The sequence below is a fragment of the Niabella sp. ZPM-14 genome, from assembly GCF_055693045.2.
In genome coordinates this window covers 1,477,157-1,494,623 of sequence record NZ_CM181148.1, presented here as the reverse complement: position 1 = coordinate 1,494,623, position 17,467 = coordinate 1,477,157, and the positions used below count along the sequence as shown (strand labels likewise).

11 protein-coding genes are annotated in these 17,467 nt (G+C 49.3%); 8 read left to right on the top strand and 3 right to left on the bottom strand.

All coding sequences use genetic code 11. The annotated features are described in order from the left end of the window. Positions 1-296 precede the first annotated feature (296 nt). The 5 genes from ACU37H_RS06405 to ACU37H_RS06385 all read left to right on the top strand — a co-directional run bounded on the left by ACU37H_RS06405 (position 297) and on the right by ACU37H_RS06385 (position 8,806). The gene (locus ACU37H_RS06405) at positions 297-1,652 is read left to right on the top strand and encodes a TolC family protein (protein ID WP_472705488.1); all 1,356 of its coding nucleotides are present in this window, start codon (positions 297-299) and stop codon (positions 1,650-1,652) included. A gap of 112 nt (positions 1,653-1,764) precedes the next feature. Then, positions 1,765-2,967 (top strand): efflux RND transporter periplasmic adaptor subunit, encoded by a 1,203-nt coding sequence (locus tag ACU37H_RS06400; RefSeq protein WP_472705490.1) that lies wholly within the window; start codon positions 1,765-1,767, stop codon positions 2,965-2,967. A 149-nt stretch (positions 2,968-3,116) separates the two neighbouring features. Beyond that, a complete protein-coding gene (locus ACU37H_RS06395; RefSeq protein ID WP_472705492.1) occupies positions 3,117-6,254 on the top strand; it encodes an efflux RND transporter permease subunit in 3,138 nt (1,045 codons plus the stop codon). Positions 6,255-6,501: 247 nt separating this feature from the next. Further along, positions 6,502-7,134: a translation initiation factor IF-3 gene (infC, locus tag ACU37H_RS06390; RefSeq protein ID WP_472705493.1), complete on the top strand. Its 633-nt coding sequence runs from the start codon at positions 6,502-6,504 to the stop codon at positions 7,132-7,134. Positions 7,135-7,972: 838 nt separating this feature from the next. Next, positions 7,973-8,806 (top strand): sugar phosphate isomerase/epimerase family protein, encoded by an 834-nt coding sequence (locus ACU37H_RS06385; RefSeq protein WP_472705495.1) that lies wholly within the window; start codon positions 7,973-7,975, stop codon positions 8,804-8,806. Between the two features lie 144 nt (positions 8,807-8,950). Here ACU37H_RS06385 and ACU37H_RS06380 read toward each other — a convergent pair whose 3' ends face one another. After that, positions 8,951-9,106 carry a hypothetical protein gene (locus ACU37H_RS06380; protein WP_472705497.1) on the bottom strand — a complete coding sequence of 52 codons (156 nt, stop codon included), beginning with the start codon at positions 9,104-9,106 and terminating at the stop codon, positions 8,951-8,953. 195 nt (positions 9,107-9,301) lie between these two features. Between ACU37H_RS06380 and ACU37H_RS06375 the strand changes: the two genes are divergently transcribed. Next, the gene (locus ACU37H_RS06375; RefSeq protein WP_472705499.1) at positions 9,302-11,989 is read left to right on the top strand and encodes a 4-alpha-glucanotransferase; all 2,688 of its coding nucleotides are present in this window, start codon (positions 9,302-9,304) and stop codon (positions 11,987-11,989) included. A 1,275-nt stretch (positions 11,990-13,264) separates the two neighbouring features. Here ACU37H_RS06375 and deoC read toward each other — a convergent pair. Beyond that, positions 13,265-13,933, bottom strand: a complete 669-nt coding sequence (deoC, locus tag ACU37H_RS06370) for a deoxyribose-phosphate aldolase (RefSeq protein WP_472705501.1) — start codon at positions 13,931-13,933, stop codon at positions 13,265-13,267. 190 nt (positions 13,934-14,123) lie between these two features. On the opposite strand from deoC, the gene ACU37H_RS06365 reads away from it, so the two are divergent. Beyond that, entirely contained in the window at positions 14,124-14,618 is a 495-nt protein-coding gene (locus tag ACU37H_RS06365) for a DinB family protein (protein ID WP_472705503.1), read from the top strand. A 50-nt stretch (positions 14,619-14,668) separates the two neighbouring features. On the opposite strand, the gene ACU37H_RS06360 is transcribed toward ACU37H_RS06365, so the two are convergent. After that, the gene (locus tag ACU37H_RS06360) at positions 14,669-15,514 is read right to left on the bottom strand and encodes a hypothetical protein (RefSeq protein ID WP_472705505.1); all 846 of its coding nucleotides are present in this window, start codon (positions 15,512-15,514) and stop codon (positions 14,669-14,671) included. A 194-nt stretch (positions 15,515-15,708) separates the two neighbouring features. Here ACU37H_RS06360 and ACU37H_RS06355 point away from each other — a divergent pair, with 194 nt between their 5' ends. Further along, positions 15,709-17,271, top strand: a complete 1,563-nt coding sequence (locus tag ACU37H_RS06355; RefSeq protein ID WP_472705507.1) for a M20/M25/M40 family metallo-hydrolase — start codon at positions 15,709-15,711, stop codon at positions 17,269-17,271. Positions 17,272-17,467 lie beyond the last annotated feature (196 nt).

Here is a 17,467-nt window from a genome sequence, read left to right as displayed (position 1 = left end):
GGTAGTTTGAATATAGTGGCTTTTATGTCCATTTAAAGAAGCAGTTAGCTTTCATACAAAGCCATATATAAAATAACTGCACAGTCCGGTTCTGTAAAAATAAATTAAAGCATCCGCAATATACAAGCAAAAATGACGTCAAAGTGTTTTTACTTTTTAAAACATCGCTTGCCCTGAGAAAAAATTTTTAACAGATTTGATTTGTGTTTGAACAAACCTTGCCAATCGGTTGTTTTGACTGGATCAAACTGATTAACAGGTTGGTGTAGCCGATTGGATCGGGTAAATTTTGTTTTATGAATTTTCTTTTTAAGAAATTAAACTTTAAACTGGCCCTAACAGCTGTTAGCGTCTTTGGTTCTTTTTCATTTTATACGGCCCACGGGCAAACCGCAGACAGCCTGCCGCTGGAGCGTGCGACCCTCGACGGGATCATCGACTATGCCCTGGCCAATCAGCCCGCCGTCAAGCAAGCCCAGATCAACCAGGAGATCACCGATCTTCAGATCAAAAACCGCCTGGCAGACTGGTACCCTCAGCTCAACTTCAATTATACTTATCAAAGAAACTTCCAGTTGCCCGTAAATATCATCGGGGGTAACCAGGTTCGTTTCGGTGTTTACAATACTTCTGCACTGCAGCTTTCCGCCACTCAAAACATCTTCAACAGAGATGCGTTGCTGGCCAGCCGAACAAAAGAAGATGTAAGACAAGTAGCTGCCAGGCAAACGGAAAATGCCCGGATCAACCTGGTCGTAAATGTTTCTAAGAACTTTTACGATCTTCTGGCAACCGAGCAGCAGCTAAAGATCACTGAAGAGAATATTGTCATGCTGTCGCGCAGCCTTAAAGATGCGCGGGCCCGCTACGACGCAGGTGTTACAGATAAAACCGATTATCAGCGCGCCACTATTGCCCTCAATAATGCCCTTGCTTCTAAGAAAGAAATAGAAGAAGCGCTGAAGGCCAAGATCGCTAATCTGAAATACCTGATGAACTATCCGTCAGAAAGAGACCTGGCGCTGGAGTATGACAGCACTACGCTGGAAGGCGAGATCTATCTCGATACACTGGCCAATGCTGGTTATACCAGAAGGGTAGAATATCAGCAGTTGCAGGCGCAGCTGAGACTGCAACAGGCCAATGTGCGGTACAACAAGTGGAGCTACATTCCTACGTTATCGGCCAACGGAGCTTATATCAGGAATTTCCTCAATGACGATTTTGCAAGGTTGTACAACCAGGGTTTTCCTAACTCCTATGCAGGTCTGACACTGGGCTTCCCCATTTTCCAGGGAGGCAAAAGAAAGAACAATATCATCATTGCAGAAAGGCAGGTGGAGCAGACCGAACTGGATCTAGTTGATTTCGCCAACCAGGCCAGCAGTGAGTACAAGACGGCTATGTCTCAATACAAAGCCAACCTGGCCAACTACGTTGCGTTGAAAGAAAACATGGAACTGGCCGCCGACGTGCACCGCATCATCGAACTGCAATATCGTGAGGGGATCAAGACCTACCTGGAGCTCATCACTGCGCAAACCGATCTCCGTGCTGCCCAGATCAATTATTTCAATGCAGTGTATGGCTTACTAAGTGCCAAGATCGATGTACAGAAGGCTGAAGGTTCAATCGATGTAGATCAGAAATAATAAAAAACAAACCAGGGATAAGGCCTACCGGGAAGAAGTCATTGACAACATTCGGCAATGGCGTCATTTTCCAGGCACGAACCGAACCATTAGAAATATCAAATACTTACGGATGAAACGAAGCATGACAAGTGTCGCAACCAGCAATATTTTCACTGCGGAGCTCTATCCGGCCATTAAAAATATTAAATACTTACGGATGAATATCACAAAGGTGTCCATAGTTCCTGCTTTACTGTTAACTCTCGTTGCCTGCAAAGGAAAACAGCAGCAGGCGCCTCCCGCCAATGCCCCGGTGCCGGTTGCGGTGGTTCAGGTATCTGAAAGCGGTAACGCTGTTTATTATGATGAATACCCTGCCACATTAGTTCCATTAAATCAATCAGAGATCCGGCCGCAGGTGACAGGTTATATAACCGGTATCCATTTTAAGGATGGTGCCAAAGTCGTAAAGGGTCAGAAATTATATACCATCGATCAGCAGACCTACCAGGCGAATTACCAGGCAGCGCTGGCCGAAGTGGCCGTGCAGGAAACCAACCTTGTAAAAGCTCAGAAAGATGCGGAGCGCTATCACGCGCTGGACAAACAGGATGCCGTAGCGAAACAGCAGGTAGACTATGCAGATGCAGCGCTGGCCGCAGCTAAAAAGCAACTGGCAGCAGCGAGGGCATCGGCCAACGCGGTTCGTGCCAATGTAAATTTTGCGACGATCTACGCGCCGTTCAGCGGAACCATTGGCATCTCCCAGGTGAGAATGGGAACCTCGGTTGTAGCGGGCCAGTCTATCTTAAATACCATCTCTACCGACAATCCGATGGCAGCCGATTTCGTAATCGATCAGAGCGAGATCTACCGCTTCTCTAAACTTCAGAATGCGCAGAATACCGTTGACTCTACTTTTTCGCTGGCCTTCGGCGATGACGTATATCCTCAGCATGGTAAGTTGCAGATCATTGACCGCGCGGTCGATCCGCAAACCGGCGCCATCAAAGTACGCCTGGTCTTTCCCAACAATAACCAGCTGTTAAAAGCAGGTATGAGCGGAACAGTGCGTGTACTCAATGCTGCGTCTTCCCGTTCAACCATGATCCCTTACAAAGCAGTAGTAGAGCAGCTCGGCGACTTCTTTGTATATGTATTGGCAGACAGCAGTAAAGTGACACAACGCAAAGTGTCCTTAGGTACGCAGATCGGCCCGAACGTATTGATCAAAGACGGTTTGCAGGCGGGAGAGACCATTGTTGTCGAAGGGGTGCAAAACCTGAGAGAAGGGGCGAAGATAACAACAGACACATCTAAAGTTAAAAGATGAGTTGATAGTTGTGAGTTGACAGATGGCCGTGACGCTCAACGGTCATCCCAGAAATTGATACAATAAACCGAAATTGTTGACGCTTGACAATTTGAAGATGATCACAACTGTCATCTGTGAACTGTCACCTGTCATCTAAAATAAAATTAATGATCGCAGATGTATTTATAAAGAGGCCGGTAACAGCAATCGTTGTTTCGATCGTTATTGTGTTAGTGGGTATTATTTCCATGCTCACGCTCCCTGTTGCCCAATACCCGGACATCTCGCCGCCCACGGTGCAGATCTCCGGTAACTTCACCGGTGCCGATGCCCAGACGGTGGAGCAAACCACTACTACTGCTATGGAAACGCAGATCAATGGTACGCCCGGCATGACCTACATGACGAGTAACAGTACCAGCAGCGGCCAGAGCAGTATCACGGTCAATTTTGAAGTAGGCACAGATATTAATATTGCCACGCTCGATGTGCAGAACCGGGTAAGCGTAGCAGAACCTACCTTGCCGGATGCGGTAAAGAGACTGGGTCTGACCGTTCGTAAAAGAAATCCGAGCATCATGACCGCGCTGGCTTTCTATTCTCCCAACGGCACCCACGATGCTACCTTTATCGGAAACTATGTCAACCTGTATGTAAAGGATGCCCTCGCGCGTGTGAAAGGTGTGGGCGATATCTTCTCCCGTGCTGATGACTTCAGTATGCGGGTGTGGCTCAATCCTTCCAAAATGGCAGCGCTGGGTATCGCTCCCGCCGAAGTGAACGCCGCCTTGCAGGAGCAAAACCTGCAGTCTGCAGCCGGTACCATTGGTGGCAATCCGCAGGCCGATCAGCAGGTATTCGAATACAGCTTATTGACCAACAGCCGGATCAATACACCGGAGCAGTTTGAAAATATTATTGTTCGCACAAGGCCCACCGACGGGAGTGTGGTATACCTGAAAGATATTGCCAAAGTGCAGTTAGGCAAATTTGATTACACAGCCAATGCATTTGTAAGTGGTAAGCCTGCCGCTTTCCTGCTGATCTACCAGGCGCCTGGAGCCAACGCGCTCGACACCTACGAAGGGATCAATGAGGCTTTGGAAAAGCTGCGGCCTACTTTTCCTAAAGACATAGATTTCAAAGTGCCTTTAGAAACAGCGACCGTGGTGCAGGTGTCCATCAGCGAGGTAATGCACACGCTGGTCGAAGCCTTGGTGCTCGTGGTATTGGTGGTGTTCCTGTTCCTGCAGAACTGGCGCGCGACGTTGATTCCCGTACTTGCGATCCCTGTGTCTTTGATCGGAACCTTTATCTTCTTCAACCTGTTAGGCTTTACCATCAACACGTTGACCCTGTTCGCATTTGTGTTGGCCATTGGTATTGTGGTGGATGATGCGATCGTGGTAGTGGAAGCCATTCAGCATAATATCGATAGCAGGGGTATGTCGCCCAAAGACGCGACGGTGAAGGCCATGAAAGAAATTTCTGCGCCGGTAATCGCAATCGCGCTGATCCTGGCTGCAGTATTTATTCCTGTTGGATTTATACCCGGTATCGTAGGGCGTCTCTACCAGCAGTTCGCCATTACTATTGCGGTATCGGTGCTGCTCTCTGCGTTTGTGGCCTTGTCACTGACGCCCGCCTTGAGTATGTTACTGTTGAAGCCTACTGATACCAGCGGAAAAAGCAGCAACCTCCTGACCCGCTTTTTTGACCGGTTTAACCGCTGGTTCAATAAAGTGACCCTGGGCTATACCAAAAGTGTAGGAAAGTGGATCCGTAAAACGCCCTATGTGGTGACTTTGCTCATCGCCATCATCGTTGTGATGATCTTCCTGTTCAAAACAAAGGCCACCGGATTTATCCCTACAGAAGATGAAGGCCGGATGTATGTTACCTACGAGTTGCCCGAGGGAACCAGCACCACGAGAAGTATCGAGATGATCAAAAAGATCATGGCGCGCGTGGAAAGTCTTCCCGAAGTAGATGTAGTCGGGGGTCTCGCTGGTTTAAATATTGTGAGCTTCAGCTCCAAATCCAACGTAGGTACCATGTTCGTTAAGCTGAAAGCATGGGACGACCGCAAAGGTGCGGAGCACCACGTGAACGCGGTGATCGCCAAAGTGATCGCATCCACGCAGGATATCAAGGAAGCCCGGGTCATGCCGATTGCGCCTCCCGCGATCCCCGGTCTGGGAGCTACGGCCGGCTTCTCCTTCCAGTTGCAGCAGGTAGGATCTACAGATGATGTGAAACAGTTTGAGGCGGTGGCGCAAAAGTTCCTGCAAACCGTGAACTCGCAGCCCGCCATTGGAAGGGCATTCACCTTCTTCAATGCAAGAACCCCGAGCTACCAGGTAGATGTCAATAAAGAACTGGCCAAGAAGATGGGCGTGAATGTGGCCGAAGTGTACAGCACGCTTTCCAACTTCCTCGGAAGTAGCTATGTCAATGACTTCAATATTTACGGACGGAATTTCCGGGTGATGACCCAGGCTGATTACCTGTACCGTGGATCTCTCGATGACCTGAGAGATTACTACGTGCGCAATAGTCAGGGAGCCATGGTGCCGCTTAATATGCTGATCACGACCAGGATGATCGAAGCGCCTGCCGTAATTTCCCACTACAACATCTACCGGTCGGTAGAGATCAATGGTGCACCCAAAGACGGCGCGAGTAGCGGCGAAGCCATCGAGGCGTTGCGCGAAGCGGCGAAGACGTTACCGGCAGGATATGGGTATGAGTTTTCAGGGATGAGCCGGGAAGAGATCGCAGCGGGTGATCAGCAGACCACGATTTTCGCTATCTCGATCGTGTTCGTATTCCTGTTCCTTGCAGCCCTGTACGAAAGCTGGTCGGTGCCATTCTCCGTGTTACTGGCCGTGCCCGTGGGCGCTTTCGGATCGATCCTGGCGTTGACATTATTGCCCAAGTTATCTAACAATATCTACGCGCAGATTGGCTTGATCACCCTGATCGGTCTGGCAGCGAAAAACGCTATCCTGATCGTAGAGTTTGCCAAGGAGCGGGTGGACAAAGGAATGGATGTGGTACAGGCCACGCTGCAGGCCGTGCGGCTGCGGCTCCGCCCGATCATCATGACCTCGCTCGCCTTTATATTAGGGGTGGTTCCGCTGATGATCGCGTCTGGTGCGGCTTCTGTGAGCCGGCAAACCATCGGATGGACGGTATTTGGCGGAATGTTGGCGGCCACGTCCCTGGCGATTTTCATCGTACCGGTGCTGTATGTATTAATTACCAAGATCAGTTACGGTAAGAAAAAGCCCAAAACGACCTAAAACAGTGTCATGATATTAAGCGATAGCCGGGGCGTCAGCTTCGGCTATTTTGTTGCCGACAGGGTGGCAGTCCACTATTTTTGGTAAGATAATTGCCGCTGTTTAAGTGTTAAAATAAAAGATGGGAATACTAAGTTTAATTCCCATCTTTGTAAAAATTTTTTAACATGCCACACCCGTATGGCGTTAAAATTCAAAAAATAATTAATGCTTCTGAACGGGAAGAAGCATAACGAATCAATTTTAGATGGCAGTACCGCAGAAACCAACTTTTAACCGTCCGCCTGGCGCGGGTGGTCCTTATAGGCCGGGAGGCAATAAACCAAACAGAGGCAACTTTAGAGGACGCTTTCCACAGAAAGAAGCTGAACACCGAATCAATCATCACATCAGGGTACCACAGGTAAGACTCGTGGGCGACAATGTAGAGGTGGGCATTTATTCTACACAAGAAGCGCTGAAGATCGCGCAGCAGCAGGAATTGGATCTGGTCGAAATTTCACCAACCGCAGATCCCCCCGTGTGCAAGATCATCGATTATAATAAATTCCTTTACGATAAGAAGAAGAAGGAAAAGGAGATGAAGGCTAAAAGTAAAGCGACCGAGATCAAGGAAATCCGCTTTACACCTAACACGGACGATCATGACTTTGACTTTAAAGCAAAGCACGCCGAAGGTTTTCTCAAAGATGGCAATAAAGTAAAAGCCTATGTGCAATTTAAAGGACGTGCGATCCAGTTTCAGGATCGTGGACAGTTGTTATTGCTCAAGTTTGCTGAGCGGCTGGCAGAGTTTGGAACGCTTGAAAACATGCCCAAGCTCGAAGGGCGGCGCATGCTGGCGATGATTGCTCCCAAAGCCGCAGCTAAAAAAAAATAAACGCATACTATTGTATAGATACCACCCGCTTTGCTGGTGGTATTTTTTTGCCCGAACCGGTTCGGGCTGTGTTTTTCAGGAGGGGACAGAAGGCGATTCTTTGCGCCGGTATGCCTGTCCCGGCCGATCCAGTCTGCCGTACAGGAAGCCTTCAGAACAGGGTGTCAGCGCAGGTGAACGGAGAATGAGCCGGACAGGGTTTACGAAAATGTCCAACAAGTTCTTGCATATGAAATGAGACGGGTGCCTAACATTTTCTCTTTTTATGTGATTTTTTTACCGCGAAGCGCGCAAAGATTTGTTCGCAGAGCACGCAGAGTAGGAAGTCGTTTAACCTTTCGATATTTTCAGCAGAACATTTCAAAATAATATCCTCTTTCAAAGCGAACCGAAGCGCCCGCCCGTGCCGGGACGGACGGGAAGGAATCCCGCCTGACCCGGTCTGACGGCCTCCGTCTGACCGTTTCTGTACGCAAGCACCCATCAAATCATCGGATCAGAAAGCGCTACCAGCGCCAGGAATTAGTGCGGGGCCGCTGAAGCCATAAAGACCGGCATGAAATATCGCTCTTATGGCACACATCATCCGGCTCCATCCCTTTCGCAGAGTGAAAAAGGTTTAAACAACGCCAGGATAAAAATGTTATGCACGCAATGAGAAAGCCAAAATATTTATTATCTTTCTCCCTGTCAAAAGCTTTGCGGAAGAAGACAGGAAAAGAAGATAGGCATAAGCGGATCATAATATTTTTCCGGCCAATTGAACAACGATTTGCCATCCGATCAGGCATTTTTGATGATGATAAAGCACATTACCATTTAAAAAGTATAATAAAGGATGAAAAAATTCAATCTGATTATTGCCTGTAGTTTATTACTCAGCCTGGCGGGCAGCGCCCAGGAAAAGCGGCCCGATCCACAGCCGCCTATCGATACCTACGAAAAATTTAAGGTAGGCATGGCCGGCTACACGTTTATCAATTTTGGCATTGATACGACTTTAGAAACGATGGAAAAAAGCGATGTACACTATTTGTGCATCAAAAGCTTTCATTTGCCCTTAGACGCCAATGCCGCTCAGATTGCGGCTTTTCATGAAAAGCTGAAGGCAAAAGGAGTTACCGGTTATGCCGTAGGACCTATTTATATGAAGACCGAGAAAGAAGTCGATGAGGCTTTTGAGTACGCCAAAAGGGTAGGGGTTAAACTGATTGTAGGCGTTCCTAACTATGAGCTATTGCCCTATGTCAATAAGAAGGTGAAGGAGTACGATATGAAATACGCCATACATCTACATGGTCCGGATATCAAGCTGTACCCTGATGCCGACGATGTATGGAAGCACGTGAAAGATCTTGATCCGCGTATGGGCATGTGTTTAGACATTGGCCACGACACCCGCAATGGAAAAGACCCGGTAGAAGATCTTAAAAAATATCACACGCGTGTGTTCGATATGCACCTGAAAGATGTAACCGCTCCTACCAAGCAGGGCTATTCAGTAGAAGTAGGACGGGGGATCATTGACTTTCCCGCCTTCGTGAAGATGATGCGTAAGGTAGGCTACACGGGCATCCTGAGCCTGGAACATGAACGAAACATGAAAAATCCGTTCGCCGGTATAGCAGAGTCGATCGGCTATATACGTGGTGTGATCAGGACAACAAAATAATAGTCAGTAAATGAAATGACCGGTAAGCTACGCGATAGGCGTGGCTTTTTTTTTCGAATGTTGTATAACATGGTGTTTTCCTGAAAAGCCGATAAAAGAAAAACCCGCCGATAGGCGGGTCAAATATGATTGTTGAGCTTCAACTTAAATAATATCCATCGCTTTCACGAAGAAAGTAGTAACGAAAGGCAATATCAGCGTCAGCCACGGCCAGTGCGTAAAGCAGGCAAATATGAATGCAAACGTAGAGATCAGGAATAAAACCCACATCAACCCTTTATTTTTTGTAACAGAAGCCATATTGTATATCGTTTTGCTGCAAATTTAGGCGATGCAGCTGATAAATAAGTGCTTTGCAACCTTTATTTTTGAAACAACACGGCACAGTGATCGGAGTCTGATTGGCCTTTTGATTGAAATAAAAATCCAAAGTCTAACGCGCAAATGATCTTATTGTGTGTATATTGTACACACTATAAAAGTAGTGACTAATTCATGAAACTGATCTTCTTTCTAAAATATCACACCCGTTTTGGCGAACGCCTGTATATCACCGGCAACCTGCCAGAGCTGGGATCCGGCCAGGACCCTGTACCTATGCGCTATTTCAACGATGAATACTGGCGTTTGGAAATAAACCTTGCAGAAGTTCAAACCGGTCAACATTTTTCCTACCGGTATATCCTCAAAGATGAAGAAGGGGCGCAGGTGGATGAGTTTCACCAGGCGCGGACGCTATCGATAGATAACGGCAAGCTACAGAAGGTTACCGTTTACGACACCTGGAACTTTGCCGGCGCTATCGCCAACGCGTTTTACACGGCTCCGTTTCAGCAGGTATTGTTACCCGCGCGTGCGCCTGACGCATTGCCGACAGGACACGCTCACACGCATATCTTCAAAGTGAAAGCACCGCTCATCGGCGGCGAGCATTCGGTTTGCCTGCTGGGTGAAGTGGACGCCCTGGGTGCGTGGGATACAGGGAGTCCGCTGCCGATGACATTTGACGGCGAGCAGTGGACGCTGGGCCTCGACCTGACGACAACTCAATCTCCTTTTGCTTACAAATACGGGATTTTCGATCACCAGGAAAAAACGTTCGTCGCCTTTGAAGAGGGCGGAAACCGCGTTTGTTTTGAACAAGCCGTCCCTAAACAGCAAACCGTCCTCCAGGATGGATTTTTAAACATGCCTGATCAGACCTGGCGCGGGGCGGGCGTCTCCATTCCCGTGTTCAGTTTGCGGAGCAAGAGCGGCCTCGGTGTGGGTGAGTTTAAGGACCTCAAGCTGCTGGCAGACTGGGCGGCCGCCACCGGCCTGAAGCTGATCCAGATCCTTCCTGTAAACGACACCACGGCGACGGGCACCTGGCTTGATTCTTATCCCTACGCCGCCATTTCGGCCTTTGCGTTGCATCCGCTTTATATTCATCTCGAAGACATAGACGTCAGGCAAGATAAAAAGATGAAGGAGATGCTCCGCAACAAGCGGCAACAACTCAACGAACTGGCGCAGGTGGACTACGAGGCCGTAATGAAGCTGAAGCGCTCCGTGTTGCAAGAGCTTTTTCAAACTGCTGCCCAAACGTTCCGGAAGGAGTCAAGCTATCAGTCTTTTTTCAGGGAAAATAGCCACTGGCTGAAACCCTACGCCGCCTTTTGTTACCTGAGAGACCAGTTTGGCTCACCGGACTCCGGCAAATGGCCGGTCAACAGCGTTTATCAGGAAGCAGCAATAGAAGCGTTCTTTGATGCCGCGCACGAAGCGCAGCAAGAGGTGTTATTTCATTGCTATGTACAATACCAGCTACACCTGCAGCTCAGCGATGCGGTCGCCTATGCGCGCAGCAAAGGCGTGATCATCAAAGGCGATATCCCGATCGGCGTTTACCGCTTTGGCTGTGATGCCTGGACGGCACCCGATCTCTATCATATGGAATTGCAGGCCGGTGCGCCCCCGGATGATTTCGCCGTCAAAGGCCAGAACTGGGGCTTTCCCACGTATAACTGGAAGAAGATGCAGGATGATGGCTTCGACTGGTGGCACAAGCGTTTTCAGCAAATGGGCCATTATTTTGATGCGTTCCGTATCGATCATATCCTGGGCTTTTTTCGCATCTGGAGCATTCCGCTCGATGCCGTTCAGGGCATTATGGGCCGGTTCGATCCCTGCATTCCTGTTCAGGCCAACGAGTTTGGCGAAAAAGGTGTCTGGCTGGATTACGAACGCTTTTGCCTGCCTTATATTACGGACGACGTGCTGCGCGAGGTCTTTCATGATCATGCAGACCAGGTGAAAGGACGTTTTCTGCAGAAGCGGGGTCCCGGTCAATATGTGTTGCTCCCTGAGTTCGATACGCAGCGTAAAGTCGAAGCGTTTTTCAAAAATGGGTCAGACAGCGAAACTGTTTTGTTGCGCGACGGATTGTATGAACTGATCAGTAACGTGATTTTGTTGGAGCAGGAAGGTTCCGGCAAGACGGCCTTTCATTTCCGGATAGCGATCGACCAGACTACTTCTTTCCGGCATTTGCAGCCGCAGGTGCGGGAAAAGATATGGGAGATGTATGTCGACTATTTTTACCGGCGGCAGAATGAATTCTGGCGAAAGGAAGCCCTGAAAAAGCTGCCCAGGCTGAAGGAAGCCACCAACATGCTTATCTGCGGCGAAGACCTGGGCATGGTGCCCGAAACGGTTCCCGGTGTGATGAAACAGCTCGGTATCTTGAGCCTGGAAATCCAGAGAATGCCGAAGCAGCCGGGCATTACCTTCTTTCATCCGGCTCAGGCGCCTTACCTGTCCGTTGTCACGCCATCCACTCACGACATGAGTACGATCCGGGGCTGGTGGCAGGAAAACAGACCCTTGATCCAGCAGTTTTACAATAACGAATTGGGTCAGAGTGGGGCCGCACCTCTTTTTTGCGAACCCTGGATCAACCGTGCGATCGTGTTGCAGCATCTGTATTCGCCCGCCATGTGGAGTATCTTTCAACTCCAGGATCTCCTGGGAATGAGCCCCGAACTGCGCCGCGACAATCCGGATGATGAACGTATTAATATCCCCGCCAACCCGCAACATTACTGGAGGTACCGGATGCATATTGCCCTGGAGCAGCTGTTAAAAGAAACAGCTTTTAACGAAGAGCTGAAGGGATATGTGGAGCGTAGCGGCAGGGGATAAGAAAGACGGGTCAGGCTTTCGCGACCCGGTCTGACGGTCAGCTTAGGAAAAACCTTCGCCCGCCGAGGTCAGAGGTGGGTAGGCTAAGTTTTTAAGGAAATGGATGAATTGCTATGGCAGCACGATGGGAGTTCCGCGACCCCGGTCCGACGGTCCCCGTCTGACCGTTGGAAACCGAACCATTGTTTCCCGTCGCTCGGACCGGAGCCCCGCCCGGACGACACGGACGGGGAGGAATCTCATTTCAATAGCATGAGATGGTTCGGCTCCACTGCGTTGCGCTCACCATGACGATCGTTATGGGTTGTGGTTTCGACCGAAGTGGAACCTGGCGTCCGGACGGTACGCACGCGGAGGAATCTCTTTTCAATGACATAAGATCGCTTTCGCTTCGCATCAAGACTAACAAATGGCATTCTCCATTACAAACAGGGACAAAACCCCGCCAAGGCACCTCCACACTAAGTAAATCTACCTCGAAGGTACCCCGGCCCGGCTCTCAGGTGGGTCGTCGCACCTTTTTCCCGGGTTGGCGAAGCCTCAAACCTTCGCCGATTCAGGTCCGGGGGTGGGGGTGCCTACCTCAACAGCACGCCTGGGGGAGTGTTGTAGCCGAAAAAGCCGAGCTCCGGAGCTTCGTACGCCGAGGTTTGAGATCCCCCCTGTGTACCTAAAGAGGTATCTCCATCCAGCTCCAGGCTTCGCCAACTTAGGAAAAACCTTCGCCCACCGAGGTCAGAGGTGGGTAGGCCAAGTTTTTAAGGAAATGGATGAATTGCTAGGACAGCACGATGGGAGTTCCGCGACCCCGGTCCGACGGTCTCCGTCTGACCGTTGAAATGATGGAGTTCCGCGACCCGGTCTGACGGTCCCCGTCTGACCGTTGGAAACCGAACCATTATTTTCCGTCACTCCGACCGGAGCCCCGCCCCGGACGGCACGGACGGGGAGAAATCTCGCTCAATAACATGAGATGGTTCGGCTGCGCTATGTTCCCCGTCCCCTTGGGGCCGGGCAGGCGCTCACCATGACGGTAAAATAGAGGCCATTGTTGTTCGTCGTTCCGACCGCAGCGCAGCGAAGCCGAGGAATCTCATTCAATAACATAAGATGGTTCGACTGCGCTATGTTCCCCGTCCCCTTGGGGCCGGGCAGGCGCTCACCATGACGATCGTTATGGGTTGTGGTTTCGACCGAAGTGGAACCTGGCGTCCGGACGGTACGCACGCGGAGGAATCTCAACAAAAAAGATCCGTTCGCCCCGGACATTTCAATTCAATAATTCCCCTCACTTTTCCCGCCTTCCACGATCGCCACACTGGCGCTGCATCCTAATCTGGTCGCTCCGGCCTCGATCAGTTGTTGGGCAAAAGCGTGATCGCGGATGCCGCCGCTGGCTTTGATGCCGGTGCCTTGGGGCAAATGTTTTTTAAACAGCTCAACAGCATGAATGCTCGCGCCTTTTTCCGCATACCCTGTGGAAGTCTTTAAATAATCAATTCCGGCGGCACCATATAGCTCACAACATTTGATCATTTCATCGTCCGTCAACACACCACTTTCAATGATGATCTTTACGGTTTTGCCTTTTTCCCTGATGATCGGAATCAGATGATTCGCTTCATTCGCCAGGTACTGCCAGTCGTTGTTCTTAAGCGCAATCAGGTTGATCACAATGTCCAGTTCGTCTGCCCCGTCTACGATCGCCAGCAGGGTTTCCGCCAGTTTGGCTTCGATGGCCGAATAGCCAAACGGGAACCCTATCACGGTGCAGGTTTTCACAGAGCTACCCTGCAACAGCGCTGCTGTCTTTTTCACAAAAGGCGGTGGCACGCATGCCGACGCAAACTGGTACTGTATTGCTTCCGAACATACTTTTTCAATATCGCTGATCAGCGTAGTGGGTTTCAGGATCGTATGATCGATATATTGATGGAGCTGCATATACTTAATATTTTGGCTTCAAAAATAAGTGAAGGTCGTGAAATGGGGTAACGGGTTTGGTTATAAGACCAATGCGATCGGGGAAAAGTCAATATCCGGACAGGCAATGACGCGGTAATTATTTACAAAATTTTCATCGTCGGGTACCTCAAATAGTTTGTAACTTCCGTCCAATAATTAATCGAAAACTATGGATACTTTATTACAATTAAGAAATGAATTAACCGAGGAGTACAACACAACAAAGAAATTCCTGGAAGTATTTCCCGAAGGGAAAAACGATTATGCTCCGCATGAAAAAAGCATGAAGCTGATGCACCTGGCGCAGCATATCACGGAAGTGTTTGGCTGGGCCTCTTTTATGCTCAAAACCGAATACCTCGACCTCGCAGAGGGCGACAGGCCCGCCTTGTATGAAAGCAGGCAACAACTGCTGGATGCCCTGGAAAAGAATTACAACGATTCGTTGAAAGCCCTGGAAGCCGCTACAGAAGCGGATTTGGAACCGATGTGGAGCCTTAAGTATGGTGGCAACACGCTGGCGGAATGGACGAAATACAATGCAATAAGGCATTCGCTGAACCAGGTGACCCATCACCGCGCGCAACTCGGAGTTTATTACCGTTTGAATGATATTAAGTTGCCCGGAAGTTATGGCCCTTCAGCTGATGATCAAAACTTTTAAAAATAGAAGATGAATCCTGCTTCAAAGCCATTGTTCGTTTTGAGGCAGGATTATTTACCCAGCAGCCAGTTTTTCGTTCTTTTGAAAATATCTACCTTCCGCGGTTTGGCCAGACCGTCGTGTGTGAGTTGCTGCGTATAATGTTCTTGTAACTGTAGCCCGTAAGACCGGTGGTCAGCAGGCGCGTCTTCGCGGAGCAATTGCGTAATATAGGGTTCGACGGTGTTGCCTAATGTCCCGTTGACGGATACGGTATAATAGCCACTTCTTAAATGAGGATGGCGATTGAGATTGTTTTCCGGCTGGCCGTTCTCAGCAAAATAATCGATCTGAAAAATCCGTGGATCCAGCTTTTTAAGTCTTTTCGTGCCCCGCCTTTCATTCCGCCAGGGATGTTCTTTTTGATGCAGCTGCGACAATAAAAAATCTTTTTCCCACAAAGTGACCTGGTGCGACATCAGGAACGAAGACTGACCGTTATCCAGTTCGGCGACGTTGAAGCCTTCGATAAAAACGTCAGTCTCTTTAGTGACGTAAGCATCAGAGCTATGAAGCTTCACCTGCTTCCAGCCATGATCCCCGGTCAATGAAAAAAGGGTATTGAAAAATGCGCCGTTTACCGGGCTGGTGAGCCACATGTCTTCCTGGAAGTACAGGATATATTTTTCCTTTATGGTTTCTCTTAACAACAGCGCCAAACGGTCCGCCCATTCACCTTTGCCGGATTGTATATTTTGAAAGGGACCAAAGGCAAAAGGTTGCTCTTCGGTGGCGAAGTAATAATTGCATTGAATGTTGAAGTCCCAGTTTTTACTGAAGAAGATCTCAAAACCTTTATACAAAAAAGCATAACGGTCGCAGGTGTGAACAATCAGTGCAATATCGCCAGACTTCATGTGGAAGAAATGTTTACACGAATATATAGTAAATTAATCCAATAGATGGGTTAATGGCAGCGAACATTGCGGATGCCTGTTAGTATTTGTACAGTCTGGCAATATGGATGTCCGGTCATCCTTTACTTTTTCCGGGTTCTTCCTTCGGAAACTCAAGGTATTTTGATCTATATTCGATGTTTAAACTACTGAGCATGCATTATATCAAAAGATCCCTGTTTTTCCCGTTATTATTTTCAGTCTCGCTGGTAATAGCACAGTCCGATATACCGGCAGATCCGGTAGTGGAAGCTATTGTGAAAGAAGCGACCGATAACTCTAAATTAGAAGTGTTAGGACATGAATTGCTGGACGGCATTGGTCCGCGGTTAGTGGGTACACCTGAGATGAAACAGGCGGGCGACTGGGCTATTGAAAAATACAGGAGCTGGGGCATTCCTGCGCATAGCGAAAAGTGGGGCGAATGGCGCGGCTGGCAAAGAGGTCCTGCTCATTTCGAACTGGTGCATCCGCGAATGAAGTCCCTCGAAGGCATGCAGCTGGCCTGGAGCCCTGGTACCAATGGCAAAACAGTGACTGCAGAAGTGATCCTGTTGCCGGCAGTGGCCAACAGCGCTGAGTTTGAGAAATGGTTACCCGCGGTGAAAGGAAAGTTCGTGATGATCTCCATGCTTCAACCTACCGGTCGTCCTGATAAGAACTGGGAAGAATTTGGTACAAAGGAATCCATCGCAAAGATGAATCGTGAGCGCGACAGTGCCTCCGAGGCCTGGGCCGCTCGTATGAGAAATACGGGCTACGCTTCACGAGCGCTACCGGCCGCCCTCGAAAAGGCGGGCGCACTGGGAGTGATTACCAACTATTGGTCTAAGGCTGTTGGTGCGGATAAAATCTTTGGTGCTTACACCAAGAAAGTACCTACCATTGATTTGTCGCTGGAGGATTACGGATTGGTGTACCGGCTGGCGCAATCTGGTCAGAAACCTAAAATGAATATGACCGTAACTTCCAAAATGTTACCGCCGGCGCCCACTTTTAATATCATTGCTGAACTCAAAGGCGTTGAAAAGCCAAACGAGTATGTGATCCTTTCAGCTCACTTTGATTCCTGGGACGGCGCTACCGGTGCGACAGACAACGGCACCGGGACATTGACGATGATGGAAGCAATGCGTATCCTGAAAAAAGTGTATCCTAATCCGAAGCGGACGATCCTCGTGGGGCATTGGGGTAGTGAGGAACAAGGACTGAATGGCTCGCGTGCTTTTGTGGAAGATCATCCGGAGATCGTTGCTAATATACAGGCCGTGTTCAACCAGGACAACGGTACGGGCCGCGTCACCAGCCTGCAGGGAATGGGCTTTTTGCATTCCTACGATTACCTGGGCCGGTGGTTGTCCAAAGTGCCGCAGGACGTTCGCAAGTATGTTGAAACCAGCTTTCCGGGCCAACCAGGTACCGGCGGCTCGGATTTTGCCTCTTTTGTAATGGCGGGCGCGCCCGCGTTTTCATTGAGCTCTCTGAGCTGGGATTATGGAACAATCACCTGGCATACCAACCGGGATACTTACGATAAAATTGTATTTGATGACCTGCGCAACAACGCGATCCTGACTGCTGTTATGGCCTACGCGGCGAGCGAAGATCCGCAGAAGGCCTCGAGAGAACAGGTGGTCTTGCCCGTAGATCCGCGAACCGGAAAACCACGCGAGTGGCCGAAGCCAGTATCGCCGACAAGAAGGGGCGGGTTGGATTAGTGCGTAGTCGATTGGGGATAGGGAAGAGGAACTGATATGTGAGGAGCGCTGTTCATCTTTTGATGAGCCTGTTGAAGATTGATTAGGCTAACGGTAAATGCTATCTTAGAGATACCGGGCTAGGATAACTATTGTAGTGCAATAAAAAATGGTGGAGCGGATCCACCATTTTTTTTTAGTATCGTTGCGCTTGGCG